Genomic DNA, 15,320 nt, shown 5'->3' with positions numbered 1-15,320 from the left:
ACGCCCACGGCGGGCGGGGTCCAGTTTCTGAGACAGGTGCATTCAGGGGTGACGCTCATGTCGTCGCCTGTCATCATGTGCCGGTGCATACGTCTCAGGGGAATCAGGGAAACCGCGGCAAGGGCGTCGGGCTGGGGCTCGCCCTCGCGTCGGCGGTCGCCTTCGGCGGATCGGGAGTCGCGGCCAAGCCGCTGATCCAGGCGGGGCTGGACCCGCTCGACGTGGTGTGGCTGAGGGTCACGGGCGCCGCGCTGGTCATGCTGCCGCTCGCCGTGCGCCACCGCGCGCTGCTGCGCCGCCGTCCCGCACTGCTCGCCGGGTTCGGCCTGCTCGCCGTGGCCGGTGTCCAGGCCTGCTACTTCGCCGCACTCTCCCGTATCCCGGTCGGCGTCGCCCTGCTCATCGAGTACCTCGCACCCGCACTCGTGCTCGGCTGGGTGCGTGTCGTGCAGCGGCGGCCCGTGACGCGTGCCGCAGTGATCGGCGTGGTGCTCGCGGTCGGCGGTCTCGCCTGTGTCGTGGAGGTGTGGTCGGGCTTGAGCTTCGACGCCCTGGGCCTGACCCTCGCGCTCGGCGCAGCCTGCTGCCAGGTCGGCTACTTCGTCCTGTCCGACCAGGGGAGCGAGGCGGGCGACGCGGCCCCGGACCCGCTCGGCGTCATCGCGTACGGACTGCTCGTCGGGGCGGCCGTCCTGACGGTCGTCGCCCGCCCCTGGGGCATGCACTGGTCCGTCCTGGCCGGCACCGCGCACATGAACGGCACATCCGTACCCTCCGTCGCGCTGATCGTCTGGATCGTCCTGATCGCCACGGTGCTCGCCTACGTCACGGGCGTCGTGTCCGTACGCCGGCTCTCGCCGCAGGTGGCAGGTGTCGTGGCCTGCCTCGAAGCCGTCATCGCGACCGTCCTGGCCTGGGTGCTTCTCGGCGAGCACCTGTCGGCGCCGCAGATCGCCGGTGGTGCGGTCGTCCTGGTCGGCGCCTTCATAGCCCAGTCGTCGGCGCCCGCGAAGGTCTCCGTCGAGCCGGTGGCCGGCGGTGGTGCCGAAAGGGAGTTGTCGATCCGCGGAACGGCCGCATAAGGTGCCGACCATGCATTCCGACGCACGCGTTCTTCCGCCTCCGGCCGCCTGAGGCGGGCCCTCCGGACATGCGCCCGGCGAGTCGCCGGGCGGAACGGTGCTGCCCGCAGAAGAAGTCCACGGGCCCCGGTGTTCCGGGGTTCCCTCCCGAACTTCTGCTCATCTGCGGAGAGAATTCGTGTCGAATGCTGCCTCCGGTCTGCCCGTCGGGCGAGGCCTCCTCTATCTGATCGTCGCCGGTGCCGCGTGGGGCACCGCGGGCGCCGCCGCCTCCCTGGTCTACCAGGTCAGTGACATGGGCCCGGTGGCCCTGTCCTTCTGGCGCTGCGCGGCCGGGCTCGTCCTGTTGGTCGCCGTCCGGCTCCTGCGCCCTGGCGCCCGGACCGCCCCGTCCGAGCCGTTCGGCCGCAGGGCGCTGCGGGCCGGTGCCACCGGTGTGGGACTCGCCGTGTTCCAGACCGCCTACTTCGGGGCCGTTGCCGCCACCGGACTCGCCGTCGCGACCGTCGTCACCCTCGGCGCGGGGCCGGTGCTCATCGCACTCGGCGCCCGTCTGACCATGGGGGAGCGGCTCGGCCGCGGCGGGTTGATCGCCGTCGCGGGGGCGCTCGCCGGGCTGGGTGTGCTCGTGTTCGGCGGCGGCGGTGCGACGGTACGCCCCTGGGGCGTGCTGCTCGCGGTCGTGTCGGCGCTCGGCTACTCCGCCATGACGCTGCTCACCCGATGGTGGGGCCGTGACGGCGGGGCCGACGTGTCCGCGGGGACCGTGTCGACGTTCGCGGTCACCAGCCTCTGCCTGCTGCCGTTCGCCCTCCGGGAAGGGCTGCTGCCGCACACCGCGCAACCGGGCGCCGTCCTGTGGCTGCTGGCGTACATCGCGGCGGTGCCCACGGCCCTGGCCTACGCCCTCTACTTCGCGGGGGCGGCCGTCGTACGGTCCGCCACCGTGTCCGTGATCATGCTGCTCGAGCCGGTCAGTGCGGCGGTGCTCGCCGTCGTCCTGCTGGGGGAGCGGCTCACGGCGGCGACGGCGGTCGGAACCGCGCTGATGCTCGGTTCGGTCACGGGGCTCGCGATGGCGGAGGCACGCGGAGAGCACATGCCCGAGGACGAGCCCGTTCTCGTGTGAATCGGTGGGTGCGGGGTCCGGCACCGGGCCCCGCACCCCGGCTCACTCCCCGCGCCTGCGCAGCAGATGCTCGCGCGCGACCTCGTCGCGCGGCCCGTTCCGCATCGACAGTCCGGCGGCGATGCGGTCCTGGATCTCTTCGGGTTTCCGTCCGGCGTACTTGAACTTCGCCCGGACACCCGTCACTTCGAGCCGCAGGCCGCGGATGCCGGACAGCAGGCGGCCGTAGGGCGCCTCACCCACCGCCGCCCGGGCGGACCCGCCTTCCGGCTGGAAGTGGTGCGTCTGACGGTTCAGCAGCTCCGCCTTCTCGGCGGGATCGTCCACGGCACGGGCGGTGCAGCGCAGTTGGACCGCTGCATAGAAGCTGGTGGGCACACCGTTCTCGGACGGGCCGTCCGGCGGTGCCTGCCAGGGGCCGGGCACGAACACATAGTCGTCGACCACGCTCAGCAGCACCTCCGGGTTCGCCTCCAGGGCGGGCCACAGCGGGTTCGGACGGGCCAGATGGGCCACCGCCTCGCCGCGGTCCACGTCGTAGGCGAAATGCAGTGGCTGGACGTACGGCGGTTCGCCCGCCGGACCGTTCACCGCGAGCTGTCCGAAGTCGCGGCCGACCAGCCAACGCTGCCACTCGGCGTCGTCCTGCGGTGCGTCCCAGGGGTGGATCAGCATCACAGCACCGCCAGGTAGTCGGGAAGGCCGGTGTCGGGCGCGAGGTCGGGGTCGGGAACCGGGGCGCCGTACTCGGTGCGGACCGGGACCACGCCGGCCCAGTGGGGGAGCGAGAGGTCCTCGGGTTCGTCGCTGACACCGCCGGTGCGCACCTTGGCGGAGACCGCGTCCAGGTCGAGGCGGATCACGGCGGTGGCCGCCAGCTCCTTCTTGTTGGCGGGCCGTGAGTCGCGCGAGCGGCCGGGTGTGACCTGGTCGACCACCGCGTCCAGGGCGATCCGCTTCTCCTCCGGGTCGTCGACCTGGTAGGCGACGCCGTGCACCACCACGGACCGGTAGTTGATCGAGTGGTGGAAGGCCGAGCGGGCCAGGACCAGGCCGTCGACGTGCGTCACCGTCAGGCACACGGCGAGCCCCGGGTCGGCCTCGCCCGTCATCCGCAGGGGACGCGAGCCCGTCGAGCCGTGGACGTAGAGACGTTCACCGATGCGGCCGTACAGCGTGGGCAGGACGACCGGTGCACCGTCACGCACGAAGCCGAGGTGGCACACATAGCCCCCGTCGAGTATCGCGTGCACCAGCTCCTTGTCGTACGACGCCCGGTGCGCGGAGCGCGTGGGGACGGTGCGATCGGTGGGTGCATAGGCGGTGGCGCGCGACGACGCCGGCTCGTGGGTCCCGTGCATTTGCGCTCCCTCTTGCACTAGTGCAAAATATGCTTTGTGCTAGGAGGATATCCGATCGAAGGGCGGGGCGCAGTCGAGATCGCGGCCAGCGTCGAGCGTGCGGTGGGTACGGGAAAGCTGGAGCCGGGTCAACTCCTGCCGCCCATGCGGGAGTTGGCGGTCGAGCTGGGCGTGAATCCCAATACGGTCGCGGCCGCGTACCGCATCCTGCGTGAACGGGCGGTCATCGAGACCGCCGGGCGCCGGGGGAGCCGGGTGCGGCCCGCGCCCGCCACGACGGGCCGGGACCACATCCGGGTGGACGTGCCCGCGGGTGTGCGCGACGTGTCCAGCGGCAATCCGGATCCGGCGCTGCTGCCACCGCTGGCCCCGGCGTTCGCGGCGGCCGCGGCGCAGGGCGACACGGAGCCGGTGCTCTACGGGGATGTCGCCGTGGAACCGGATCTCGCACGTGTCGCCCGGTCGGCCTTCGACGCCGACGGAGTGCCGGACGGGCCGCTCGCCGTGGTCTCCGGTTCCCTCGACGGCGTGGAGCGGGTGCTCGCGGCCCACCTCAAGCCGGGCGACAGCGTCGCCGTGGAGGATCCCGGGTGGGGCAGGACCCTCGACCTCATCCCGGCGCTCGGCCTGCGCACGGTTCCGGTCGGCGTCGACGACGAAGGGCCGCTTCCCGGCGGCGTACGCGAAGCGCTGGAGGCCGGGGCGCGTGCCCTGATCGTCACGGACCGGGCCCAGAACCCGACCGGGGCCGCGGTGAGCGCCACCCGCGCGCGTGCCCTGCGTTCCGTGCTGCGCGAGTTCCCGCAGACGCTGCTGATCGAGGACGACCACGGTCACGGGATCGTCGACGTCCCGCTTCACCCCATCGCCGGTGCCACCCGGCACTGGGCGTTCGTGCGCTCGGTCGCCAAGGCGTACGGGCCGGATCTGCGGCTCGCCGTGCTCACCGGGGACGACGTCACCCTCGACCGGGTGCGCGGGCGGCAGCGGCTCGGGCCGGGGTGGGTGAGCCTGATCCTGCAGCGGGCCGTGGTGCGGCTGTGGGCCGACGGTTCCCTCGACGCCCGCGCGGTGGCGGCGGAGTACGGCCGACGTCGCGACGCGCTGATCGGCGGGCTCGCGGAACGCGGTGTCGCTTCCCGGGGGCGCAGCGGGTTGAACGTGTGGGTGCCCGTGCCGGACGAGACGGGCGCGGTCGCGCGGCTGCTGCATGCGGGATGGGCCGTCGCCCCCGGCGCCCGCTACCGGATGAGCGCGCCGCCCGGTATGCGGATCACCGTCTCGACGCTGACACCGGACGAGACCGAGTCCCTGGCGGAAGCGGTGGCCGCCGCCCTGGGCCCCGCCCCCGCCCGGAGCTACGTCTAGCGGTCCGTCGCTCCGGGGCCGCTCTCCATCCGGCTGACGTCCGGTTCCGGCGCGATCCTGCCCGGTGCCACGTCCGGTCCCGGCCGGGCCGCTTCCGTGCGCTCGGTCTTGGGCCTGGCCTGCGTCGGTGCCGTTCCCGTGCGCTGGATCTTGGGCCTGGCCTGGGTCAGGGCCGCTCCCGCCAGGACGATCAGCGCCCCGATCGGTGTCGACCAGGTCAGCGACTCGCCGAGGATCGCGACGCCCGCCGCGGTGGCGATGACCGGGATGAAGTATGTGACCATCTGCGCCGTCGTCGGCCCCACCTCGGCGACGAGACCGTACTGGAGGAGGACGGCGAGTCCGGTGCCGAGAGCGCCGAGCGCCGCGACCGCGAGGAGCGGGACGAGCGGGAAGCGGCTCGGCATGCTGGTGAACAGCGGGGTGACCAGGGCCAGTTGGAAGGTGGCCAGGAGCAACTGCGCGCCGGTCAACGACAGATGGGACGGGCCGGCGCCCGCGAGGGTGCGGCGTACGTATATCCAGCCGACGGGGTAGCTGAGCGAGGCCAGCAGGGCCATCGCCGTGCCCGTCATGTCAAGGCCGTGGAAGCCCTGCCAAGCGCCGAGCACCGTCAGGACGCCCAGGAAGCCGATGCCGAGTCCTGCGACCCGGCGGCGCGTGGGCCGGTCCTCGGAGAGCGCGACCAGGGACAGCACCATGCCCCACAGAGGCGAGGTCGCGTTGCAGATCCCCGCGAGCGTGGACGGGATCGTCAGCTCCGAGTAGGCGAACAGCGAGAACGGCAGCGCTTTGAGCAGGAACGCGGCGACGGCGAGATGGCCCCAGGTGCGGGCGCCGCGCGGGAGGCGCTCACGCTTCACGGCCATCGCCGCCGCGAGCACCGCCGTGCCGAAAACCAGACGCCCCAGCGTGACCTGGAAGGGGGCGTAGGCCTCGGTGCCCACCTTGATGAACAGGAAGCTGAAGCCCCAGATCAGCGAGAGCACACCGAAGCGGATCCGCCAGTCCAGGGCAGCCCGGCGGTGCGGGGTGACGGTGGGAGCGGTGGGAGCGGTTTCGGACGGTCGGGCGGCGACGGTGCTCATGACCGTAACAATGGCGCAGACAACCTCTTAGAACAATCGAGAATTCGCTGCCGATACCTCGTAGCATTGCTTATGTGTTGAACCTGGAGCGCCTGCGCACCCTCGACGCCCTCGCCCGGCACGGCTCGGTCAGCGGTGCGGCGGAGGGACTGCATGTGACGACGTCGGCCGTCTCCCAGCAGATGTCCAAGCTGGAGCGGGAGGTGGGGCAACAGCTCCTTGCCAAGAACGGCCGGGGGGTGCGGCTCACGGACGCCGGCCGGCTGCTCGCCGATCACGCGTCACGCATCCTGTCGCAGGTCGAACTGGCCCAGGCCGATCTGGAGGCGCAGCGCGGGCAGGTGGCCGGCGAACTGCGGCTGGCGGCTTTCCCGACCGCCGCGCGCGGTCTCTTCCCGACCGCCTTGGCCGAGCTGCGCGCCGGGCACCCCGCGTTGCGGCTGCGCTCCTGTGAGCTCGAACCCGAGGCCGGAGTCGCCGGGGTGGTGCGCGGCGACCTCGATCTCGCGGTGGTCCTCGACTGGTACAACAAGCCGATGGCGCTTCCGGAAGGCCTGGTGAAGGCGGCCATCCTCGATGATCCGGCGGATGTGGCGATGCCCGTGGGGCACCGGCTCGCGGATCGGACGGAGGTGGATCTCGGGGAGTTCGCGGACGACGAGTGGATCACCTGGGGAGAGGGCGAGTTCTGCCATGAGTGGCTGATGTTCACCCTGCGCTCCAAGGGCGTCGAGCCATGCATCGGCCACCGTGCCGCCGAGACGCACACCCAGCTGGGACTGGTGGCCGCCGGTCTGGGCGTGTGCATCGCGCCCCTGCTCGGGCGAAATCCGATGCCTGCCGGGGTCGTGACCGTGCCGTTGCGGCAGCGGGTGCGACGGCACGTCTACGTGGTGTGGCGGGCGGACGCCGACCGCCGCCCGTCGATCCGGGCGGCGGTGGAGGCGCTGCGGGTGGCAGGACGGGCCGTGGCGGCCGGGTGAGCTGGGCCAAGCCCGCCGGCGGGCTCAACGCAAGCCGAGTTTGCGGAAGTCCCAGGTGACGATCTTCTGCGGCGTCAACCGGATCCATGCGTGTCGCCCGTCGTACGGCATCTCCTCGAGGCCGAAATTCTTCCGCGCGAACAGGGTCTCCGGTGCGTCGAGCTCGGCGCACAGCTCCCCGGTGCGGGGGATCTCGCCCACGAACTTCGCCACGCCCGCCAGCTCGGCACCCCTGAGCTGCTCGTACTCCTCACCCGTGTCGATCACGATGGCGATCCGTGGATCCCGGTGCAGATCGGCCCAGCGCTTGCTGCGCACGACGGAGTACAGCCACAGCGAGGTGCCGTCCCAGGCGAACCACAGCGCGCTCACGTGCGGGGCGCCGTCGGCCGACACGGTCGCCACCCGGCAGGTGCGCTGGGTGGCGAGGAATTCGTCCAGCTCACCGGGTGTCATCATGATCTTCCGGCCCCGGCGCTGAGTGTCGGTCATGGGTCCCCCTCTTCTTCTCCCACGTCGTGCCAGAGAGATCCTCTGACATCACGTCAGAAAAGAATGAGGTGTCTTCCTTCCACCCGCAATGGCCGCTACCCTCGCCGCTCCCGGCCGTCGACGACAAGGGGAGCCATGCCGTCGTACGAAGTGCTCAGCGAACTCCTCGATCCCCGGACCACGGTGCTGCTCACCGTCGAGTGCCAGCACGGCGTCGTGGGCCCTGACAGCGCGCTGCCCGAACTCGCCGCGGAGGCGCGTTCCTCGGGCGCTCTCGCCCATGTGGCCCGGCTGGTCGCCGCCGCGCACCAAGCCGGGGTGCAGGTGATCCACGCGATCGCCGAGCGCCGCCCGGACGGCCGGGGCGCGAACCGCAACGCCCGCCTCTTCCGCGCGGCCGAGCGGCTCCCGGTGCAGCAGCTGTCCGGCACCACTGCGGTACGTGTGGCGGCACCCATCGAGGTGACGGAAGAGGACCTCGTCGTACGCCGGCTGCACGGCCTGTCGCCGCTGGCGGGCACGGAGGTCGACGCGCTGCTGCGCAATCTGGGCTGCCGCACCCTGGTCGTCACCGGCGTCTCCGCCAACGTCGCGATCCCCAACGCGGTGTTCGACGCGGTCAACCGCGGCTACAGCGCCGTCGTGCCCGCCGACGCCATCGCGGGGGTGCCCTCGGACTACACCCCCGCGATGATCCGCAACACTCTCGCGCTGGTCGCCACGATCGTGACCACCGACGAGGTGCTGGCGTGCCTGGGGCCGCGGCGCCGGGCGGCGGGGGCCTGAGCGGGCGCCGGGATCAGGCGAGCTTGATCTCGTCTCCGGACACGGTGATGTTGGCGGCGGGCAGCGGCTGCGTCGCCGGACCCTTCTTCACGCTGCCGTCGGCCACGGAGAACTCGCTGTTGTGGCAGGGGCAGGTGATCACGCCGTTCGAGATGTCCTTCACCGCACAGCCCTGGTGGGTGCACTTGGACGAGAACGCCTGGAACTTGCCCGCCGTCGGCTGGGTCACCACCACGCCCTTGTCGTCGAAGACCTTGCCGCCGCCCTCGGGGATGTCCGACGTCTTCGCGAGGACCGTGCCGCCGGAACCAGTCGCGGCGTTCTCGCCGCCGCCCGTGCTGCCGCTGCTCGCGGTGCTGCTGTCCTGGGTGCTCGTCGACGCCTTGTCCGAGCCCCCGCACGCGGTCAGCGCGACGGCGAGCCCCGTCGCGCCGACGGCTGCCACGACCGTGCGGCGGGCCGGTGCCGGTACGGACTGGAGCGATTCGCTGGTCATGCTGACGTTTCCCTTCCATGGGTGATTCGTACTTACGGACGGTGGTACGGCCTGGGGGCAACAGCTGTTCAGATACTCTCGAGATCTTGACCGCTTCGAGATGAGCCGGGCGTCAGACACGGCTGTCGTTCCGCTGTCAGGGGGGACTCAGAACCCGAAAGGGGGTCTCCGCGGCGCTCCGACGCGCCAGTAGCCTGGGGCGATGCTCAAGGAAGTCATCGCGACCCGCTACATCACTCCGATGCGCGAGGGCGGTTCGCTGCCGGGGCTCGTCGAGGGCGACGATCTCGGGACGTACGTCATGAAGTTCACCGGCGCCGGGCAGGGCCGCAAGACGCTCGTCGCCGAGGTCGTCAGCGGCGAACTCGCCCGCCGGCTCGGGCTGCGGGTCCCCGGCCTCGTGACCATCGGCCTCGACCCGGTGCTGGGGCTCGGGGAGCCCGACCAGGAGGTGCAGGAACTGCTCAAGGCGAGCGGCGGGCGCAACCTCGGCATGGACTTCCTCAGCCGCGCGATCGGCTTCGACCCGCTGGCCTTCGCGGTCGGCCCCGAGGAGGCCGGGCGCATCGTCTGGTTCGACGCGCTCGTGAACAACGTCGACCGCTCCTGGCGCAACCCCAATCTGCTGATGTGGCAAGGCGACCTGTGGCTCATCGACCATGGCGCCACCATGATCTGGCACCACAACTGGCCGGGCGCCGAGGCATCGGCCGCGCGGTCCTACGACGCCTCCGACCACGCCCTCGCCCCCTTCGCACCGGACGTCGCGGGCGCCGCCGCCGAGCTCGCGCCGCTCGTCACCGAGGAGCTGCTCGCCGAAGTGACCGCGGAGATCCCGGAGGAATGGCTGACCGGCGAGCCCGGCTTCGACACCGCAGACGCGCTGCGCCGGGCGTATGCGCGGCCGCTGCTGGCCCGCGCGGCCGACATCCACGAACGCATCCAGGGCATCGGGACCACCAAGGGGGACAAGTGAGCGAGCGGGACGTCTTCGAGTACGCGCTGCTGCGGGTCGTGCCGCGGATCGAGCGGGGCGAGTGCATCAACGCCGGCGTGCTCGTGTACTGCCGCGCGAAGTCGTTCGTCGGCGCCCGGACGCATCTGGACGAGGGAAAGCTGCTGGCGCTCGACCCGGACGCGGACGTGGCCGGAGTACGTGCCGCGCTCGGCGCCGTCGAGGGTGTGTGCGCGGGGGGCGCGGCGGCCGGGCAAGCTGCCCTTGACGACGCGGGACGGCGTTTCCGCTGGCTGATCGCGCCCCGCTCGACAGTCGTCCAGCCCGGGCCCGTGCACACCGGGCTGACCGCGGACCCGGCGGCCGAGGCGGAGCGATTGCTCGACCTCCTGGTGCGGTAATGGATCACATGCACCGGGTCGGCCGTTGACACCGAGTGCCAGGACTTCTAGCGTCACGTCTGCTGAAGGTACTAAGCGGTCGCTCACCAGCGGGGCGTACCGTGGGAGTCGCAGACTTTCCGAAGGTGTTCCAGGCTTTCCTAGGACGAGGAGAACCAGCAATGTCCACCAGTGAGCAGCGGGTCGCTGTCGTCACCGGCGGTGCGCGCGGCATCGGCGCCGCCACCGCCGTACGACTGGCCGCCGAGGGCCGTGCCGTCGCGGTGATCGACCTCGATGAGGCCGCGTGCAAGGACACCGTGGAGAAGATCGGCGCCGCCGGTGGCAAGGCCATCGCCGTCGGCTGCGACGTCTCGGACGAGGCGCAGGTCGAGGCGGCCGTCGCGCGTATCGCCGAGGAACTGGGCGCGCCGACGATCCTCGTGAACAACGCGGGCGTGCTCCGCGACAACCTGCTGTTCAAGATGAGCGTGTCGGACTGGGACACCGTCATGAACGTGCACCTGCGCGGTGCGTTCCTGATGTCGCGTGCCGTGCAGAAGCACATGGTGGACGCGGGCTTCGGCCGTATCGTCAACCTCTCTTCGTCCTCCGCGCTCGGCAACCGGGGACAGGTGAACTACTCCGCCGCCAAGGCCGGTCTGCAGGGCTTCACCAAGACCCTGGCCAAGGAGCTCGGCAAGTTCGGCGTCACCGCCAACGCCGTCGCGCCCGGCTTCATCGCCACCGAGATGACCAAGGCCACCGCCGAGCGCGTCGGTATGGGCTTCGAGGACTTCAAGGCCGCGGCCGCCACCCAGATCCCCGTCGCGCGCGTCGGGGAGCCGGACGACATCGCCAACGCCATCGCCTTCTTCACCGGTGACGCGGCCGGATTCGTCTCCGGCCAGGTGCTGTACGTCGCCGGTGGACCGCTCGACTAGCGCCGGGAGTACCGAGACATGACTGCACTGCCCGAACTCAGCGGGAAGGTCGCCCTCGTCACGGGCGCCAGCCGCGGTATCGGCTACGGCGTCGCCGAGGCGTTCGTCGCCCGCGGCGACCGCGTCTGCATCACCGGACGCAACGAGGACGCTCTGAAGGAGGCCGTCGAGAAGCTCGGCGCCGACCGCGTCATCGGTGTCGCCGGCAAGGCGCACGACGAGAACCACCAGGCCCTCGCCGTGGAACGCACCATGGAGGTCTTCGGCCGGGTCGACTTCCTGGTCAACAACGCCGGGACGAATCCGGTGTTCGGACCGATCGCCGACCTCGACCTGAACGTGGCGCGCAAGGTGTTCGAGACGAACGTCGTCTCCGCGCTCGGTTTCGCCCAGCGGACCTGGCACGCCTGGCAGAAGGAGAACGGGGGCGCGACCGTCAACATCGCCTCGGTGGCCGGTCTCTCCGCCTCCCCGTTCATCGGCGCGTACGGCATCAGCAAGGCCGCCATGATCAACCTGACCCTTCAGCTCGCGCACGAGTTCGCACCGCTGGTCCGGGTCAACGCGATCGCGCCGGCCGTCGTCAAGACGAAGTTCGCCCAGGCGCTGTACGAGGGCCGGGAGGCGGAGGCCGCCGCGGCCTACCCGCTCGGCCGGCTCGGCGTGCCCTCCGACATCGGCGGCGCGGCCGCGTTCCTGACGTCGGACCAGTCCGACTGGATCACCGGTCAGACCCTCGTCGTCGACGGCGGCATCTTCCTGAACTCCGGGGTCTGATGAGGTGAGCCCCGACACGGGCGCCGTATGGACAGAAACGGCGCCCGTGTCGAGCCGCGTACGACACAAAGACGGATGACAACGTCGTCATATACACGCTGATCACATGCACTGCGCGAACCAGGTCCGGCCGGCCTGGTGCTGCGGTATGGTCTGCCGCCGACCACTGGTAGGCAGACCGAGGAGTGTGCGCGTGTTCAACCGGAACCGTTGTCTTCGTCGGCTGGCGGCGATCACGTCCATATCCCTGGTGGCCGGCTGCAGTGCGTTCTCCTCGGGGTCCGCCGACGACAGGGGGCCCATCGTCGTCGGTACCACCAGCTCACCGAGCACCCTGGATCCGGCCGCCTCCTGGGACAACTCCTGGGAGCTGTTCCGCAACGTGTACCAGACCCTGCTGAACTACCCCGACGGCGCGACCGAGCCGGGACCCGACGCCGCGGAGAATTGCACGTTCACGGCCGGAAACCTGGCGTACCGCTGCATTCTGCGCGAAGGCCTGACGTTCTCCAACGGGGACAAGCTCGACGCCCGGGCCGTGAAGTACTCGATCGACCGGATCAAGCGCATCAACGTGTCGGGCGGCCCGGCCGGGCTGCTGGGCAGCCTCGGGCGGGTCGAGACGAAGGGCGACCGCGAGGTCGTCTTCCACCTCAACGAGCCCGACGCCACCTTCCCGTTCGTCCTGACCACCCCGGCCATGTCGATCGTCGACCCGGCCGAGTACCCGGCCACGCGGATACGCGAGGACGGCAAGGTCACCGGGTCCGGGCCGTACACACTGCGGTCCTACCAGGAGGGCAAGGAGGCCCGGCTCGCGCGGAACCCCCACTACACCGGCTACGCCGACCGGAAGAACGACGCGGTGACCATTCGGTACTTCCAGGACTCCGCCAGCATGGTGGGCGCCCTCAGGAGCCGGAAGATCGACCTCACCTACCGCGGACTCGGAGCCTCCGACATCGTCTCGCTCCAGGGTCACGGCTCCGACAACGGCATCCAGCTCCTGGAGAACCCGGGTATCGAGATCAGCTACCTGGTCTTCAACCCCAAGGACCCGTGGGCCGGCAAGGCCGCCGTCCGCAAGGCCGTGGCCCAGGTCGTGGACCGGGGCGCGATCGCCCACAACGTCTACAAGGACACCGTCGAACCCCTCTACTCGATGATCCCGGCGGGACTGACCGGGCACACCACGGGGTTCTTCGACGACTTCGGCGATCCCAGCACGGCGAAGGCCCGCAAGCTCCTCACCGGCGCGGGCATCAAGCAGCGCGTCCCGTTGACCCTCTGGTACGCCACCGACCGCTACGGCTCAGAGACCGGTCCGGAGTTCCAGGAGCTCAAACGTCAGCTGGAGGACTCCGGTCTGTTCCGGGTCACCCTCAAGAACCGCCCCTGGAAGACGTACGTGGGGGGCTACCAGAAGGGCGAGTACCCGGTGTTCGGGCGCGGGTGGTTCCCCGACTTCCCGGACCCCGACAACTACATCACGCCCTTCGTGGGCCGGCAGAACGCGCTCGGCACCCCCTACCCGTCGCCGGAGATCACCGACGTGCTGCTGCCGCGGTCCCGGCGCGAGAGCGACCGCGGCAAGGTGGTCGAGGATTTCGAGCGGGCCCAGCGGATCCTGGTGAACGACGCCCGGCTGGTGCCCCTCTGGCAGGGCAAGCAGTTCGTGGCGGCGAGCGAGGAGATCTCCGGCGGGGAGCGCGCCCTGGACCCGTCCACGATCATGATGATGTGGGAGCTGTCCCGCAAGACCAGCTGGTAGGCCCGCCCCGGGCCGGGGTCCGGATCCCGTTGTCAGTGGTCACCTGTAGGTTCTGAGGCCTGGAAGTGACCGCACATCGGAGGAAGTTGACGTGACCGACATCGCCATGCTGCCGGAGTCCTGGCGGGGCGTTCTGGGCGACGAACTGCAGCAGCCCTACTTCAAGGAACTCGTGGAGTTCGTCGAGGGCGAGCGCGCCAAGGGTCCTGTCTACCCTCCGCGCGAGGAGGTCTTCGCCGCCCTCGACGCGACTCCGTACGACAAGGTGAAGGTCCTCGTCCTCGGCCAGGACCCCTACCACGGGGAGGGCCAGGGACACGGCCTGTGCTTCTCCGTGCGGCCCGGCGTGAAGATCCCGCCCTCCCTGCGGAACATCTACAAGGAGATGCACGAGGAGCTCGGCACGCCGGTCCCGGACAACGGCTATCTGATGCCGTGGGCCGAGCAGGGGGTGCTGCTGCTGAACGCGGTGCTGACGGTGCGCTCCGGCGAGGCGAACTCCCACAAGGGCAAGGGATGGGAGAAGTTCACGGACGCGGTGATCCGTGCGGTCGCCGGGCGGCCGGACCCGGCGGTGTTCGTGCTGTGGGGCAACTACGCGCAGAAGAAGCTGCCGTTGATCGACGAGAGCCGGCATGTCGTCGTCAAGGGCGCGCACCCCTCGCCGCTGTCCGCGAAGAAGTTCTTCGGCTCGCGTCCGTTCACGCAGATCGACGAGGCGGTGGCCCGGCAGGGGCACGAGCCGATCGACTGGACCATTCCCGACCTGGGATGAGCCCGGGGCGGGTTCGGGCCCGGCTCGGACCCGCCCATCGCCACTGTCCGCCGCCACCGCTCGTGGCGCCCGCGTCACCGCCTTGGCCCAGCGGCCGTACGGAGCCGCCTGACCGCGATTGCCGGTGCGGGCGGTTAGCGTCGTGGATGGGAGTCCCCCTGGCTCATGGGGATCCCCCCGCTCGGGCCGAGCCCCGAGCGGGGGAGGCGACGAGCGTGGAGGACGCGGTGGCGAAGCGACAGGCGGAGATGGAGCCGGATCCCGTCATGACCCGGATCGGACAGGTCGTCATGCTGCACCACGGCGGCGACCGCGAGGAGGCGCGGGACCGTTTCCTGCGCCTGTGGGCCGAGCTCGGCGAGGACGGCGACCCGCTGCACCGCTGCACGCTGGCGCACTACCTGGCGGACACGCAGGACGACCCCTCGGACGAACTCGCCTGGGACCTTCGGGCGCTGTCGGCCGCCGAGGAACTCACCGACGGGCGCCTCGCCGACCACGACGGGGCGCTCGCGGTACACGCCTTCTACCCCTCGCTCCATCTGAACCTGGCCGCCGACTATGTGAAGCTCGGGCGCTCCGAGGCCGCCCGCGTCCATCTGGGCCGGGCCCGAGGTGCGGTCGGCGCCCTCGGGGACGGCCTGTACGGCGACGGCGTCAGGGCGGCGATCGCACGACTGGAGCGACGGCTCGCGGAGGAGTGGCCGACCGGGGGCACACCGGAGCCCGGCCCCCTGGACGGCCCCGGCGGGGAGACGCTGGGGCCGCAGCGACGGCGGCCTTGAAGCCCGCGCTGTCGAAGGTTCTTGCCGGGGCGGGGTGACGTCGGCCGCCGGGGTCGCGCTTTCGGGGTGCCGGGGCAGGCCGGGGGCGTGTCTTGGGGATGGTGGGCCATGCCGGGACGGTGGTTGCAGGGTGCGCGGCCGGGCCACG

General features: G+C 71.1%; 17 protein-coding genes. 12 read left to right on the top strand and 5 right to left on the bottom strand.

The window, feature by feature from the left end; genetic code table 11:
• The first annotated feature begins 77 nt into the window (after nt 1–77).
• Together ABZ904_RS29975 and ABZ904_RS29970 are read left to right on the top strand one after the other, a co-directional pair.
• The gene (locus ABZ904_RS29975) at nt 78–1,082 is read left to right on the top strand and encodes an EamA family transporter (RefSeq protein ID WP_359398286.1); all 1,005 of its coding nucleotides are present in this window, start codon (nt 78–80) and stop codon (nt 1,080–1,082) included.
• A 178-nt stretch (nt 1,083–1,260) separates the two neighbouring features.
• Complete coding sequence (locus ABZ904_RS29970; RefSeq protein ID WP_361826714.1) at nt 1,261–2,211, top strand: EamA family transporter; 951 nt, start codon at nt 1,261–1,263, stop codon at nt 2,209–2,211.
• Between the two features lie 42 nt (nt 2,212–2,253).
• Here ABZ904_RS29970 and ABZ904_RS29965 read toward each other — a convergent pair whose 3' ends face one another.
• Nucleotides 2,254–2,886 (bottom strand): FMN-binding negative transcriptional regulator, encoded by a 633-nt coding sequence (locus ABZ904_RS29965; protein ID WP_361826711.1) that lies wholly within the window; start codon nt 2,884–2,886, stop codon nt 2,254–2,256.
• Nucleotides 2,886–3,572, bottom strand: a complete 687-nt coding sequence (locus tag ABZ904_RS29960) for a pyridoxamine 5'-phosphate oxidase family protein (protein WP_359398292.1) — start codon at nt 3,570–3,572, stop codon at nt 2,886–2,888. Before ABZ904_RS29960 ends, ABZ904_RS29965 begins: the two co-directional genes overlap by 1 nt.
• A gap of 36 nt (nt 3,573–3,608) precedes the next feature.
• On the opposite strand from ABZ904_RS29960, the gene ABZ904_RS29955 reads away from it, so the two are divergent.
• Nucleotides 3,609–4,940 (top strand): aminotransferase class I/II-fold pyridoxal phosphate-dependent enzyme, encoded by a 1,332-nt coding sequence (locus tag ABZ904_RS29955; protein ID WP_361826708.1) that lies wholly within the window; start codon nt 3,609–3,611, stop codon nt 4,938–4,940.
• Here the strand turns inward: ABZ904_RS29955 and ABZ904_RS29950 are convergent.
• Nucleotides 4,937–6,028 carry a DMT family transporter gene (locus ABZ904_RS29950; protein WP_361826705.1) on the bottom strand — a complete coding sequence of 364 codons (1,092 nt, stop codon included), beginning with the start codon at nt 6,026–6,028 and terminating at the stop codon, nt 4,937–4,939. The genes ABZ904_RS29955 and ABZ904_RS29950 overlap by 4 nt on opposite strands.
• A gap of 74 nt (nt 6,029–6,102) precedes the next feature.
• On the opposite strand from ABZ904_RS29950, the gene ABZ904_RS29945 reads away from it, so the two are divergent.
• Nucleotides 6,103–7,011: a LysR family transcriptional regulator gene (locus ABZ904_RS29945; RefSeq protein ID WP_361826702.1), complete on the top strand. Its 909-nt coding sequence runs from the start codon at nt 6,103–6,105 to the stop codon at nt 7,009–7,011.
• 24 nt (nt 7,012–7,035) lie between these two features.
• Here the strand turns inward: ABZ904_RS29945 and ABZ904_RS29940 are convergent, their stop codons facing one another.
• A complete protein-coding gene (locus ABZ904_RS29940) occupies nt 7,036–7,503 on the bottom strand; it encodes a pyridoxamine 5'-phosphate oxidase family protein (protein WP_361826699.1) in 468 nt (155 codons plus the stop codon).
• Between the two features lie 135 nt (nt 7,504–7,638).
• On the opposite strand from ABZ904_RS29940, the gene ABZ904_RS29935 reads away from it, so the two are divergent.
• Entirely contained in the window at nt 7,639–8,289 is a 651-nt protein-coding gene (locus ABZ904_RS29935) for a cysteine hydrolase (protein ID WP_361000383.1), read from the top strand.
• A gap of 13 nt (nt 8,290–8,302) precedes the next feature.
• Here ABZ904_RS29935 and ABZ904_RS29930 read toward each other — a convergent pair whose 3' ends face one another.
• Nucleotides 8,303–8,785, bottom strand: a complete 483-nt coding sequence (locus ABZ904_RS29930; RefSeq protein WP_359398302.1) for a Rieske (2Fe-2S) protein — start codon at nt 8,783–8,785, stop codon at nt 8,303–8,305.
• Between the two features lie 202 nt (nt 8,786–8,987).
• On the opposite strand from ABZ904_RS29930, the gene ABZ904_RS29925 reads away from it, so the two are divergent.
• The 7 genes from ABZ904_RS29925 (at nt 8,988) to ABZ904_RS29895 (ending at nt 15,172) form a co-directional block, all read left to right on the top strand.
• Nucleotides 8,988–9,761, top strand: coding sequence for a HipA family kinase (locus ABZ904_RS29925; RefSeq protein WP_361000389.1), 774 nt, complete (start codon nt 8,988–8,990; stop codon nt 9,759–9,761).
• Nucleotides 9,758–10,141, top strand: a complete 384-nt coding sequence (locus tag ABZ904_RS29920) for a DUF3037 domain-containing protein (RefSeq protein ID WP_359398306.1) — start codon at nt 9,758–9,760, stop codon at nt 10,139–10,141. The genes ABZ904_RS29925 and ABZ904_RS29920 overlap by 4 nt, the downstream gene beginning before the upstream one ends.
• Nucleotides 10,142–10,302: 161 nt before the next feature.
• Nucleotides 10,303–11,064 (top strand): 3-oxoacyl-ACP reductase FabG, encoded by a 762-nt coding sequence (gene fabG, locus ABZ904_RS29915; protein ID WP_361000392.1) that lies wholly within the window; start codon nt 10,303–10,305, stop codon nt 11,062–11,064.
• A gap of 18 nt (nt 11,065–11,082) precedes the next feature.
• Nucleotides 11,083–11,841, top strand: coding sequence for an SDR family oxidoreductase (locus ABZ904_RS29910; protein WP_359398310.1), 759 nt, complete (start codon nt 11,083–11,085; stop codon nt 11,839–11,841).
• 193 nt (nt 11,842–12,034) lie between these two features.
• Complete coding sequence (locus tag ABZ904_RS29905) at nt 12,035–13,612, top strand: ABC transporter substrate-binding protein (protein WP_361000395.1); 1,578 nt, start codon at nt 12,035–12,037, stop codon at nt 13,610–13,612.
• Between the two features lie 91 nt (nt 13,613–13,703).
• Nucleotides 13,704–14,387 carry a uracil-DNA glycosylase gene (ung, locus tag ABZ904_RS29900; protein WP_359398314.1) on the top strand — a complete coding sequence of 228 codons (684 nt, stop codon included), beginning with the start codon at nt 13,704–13,706 and terminating at the stop codon, nt 14,385–14,387.
• 227 nt (nt 14,388–14,614) lie between these two features.
• On the top strand, nt 14,615–15,172 hold the full coding sequence (locus ABZ904_RS29895; RefSeq protein WP_361826692.1) for a hypothetical protein: 558 nt from the start codon (nt 14,615–14,617) through the stop codon (nt 15,170–15,172).
• Nucleotides 15,173–15,320 lie beyond the last annotated feature (148 nt).

The sequence above is a fragment of the Streptomyces sp. NPDC046900 genome (assembly GCF_040644975.1).
Taxonomy (GTDB): Bacteria; Actinomycetota; Actinomycetes; order Streptomycetales; family Streptomycetaceae; genus Streptomyces.
The sequence above is the reverse complement of the archived record's forward strand: the minus strand, read 5'-3'. Positions and strand labels throughout refer to the sequence as shown.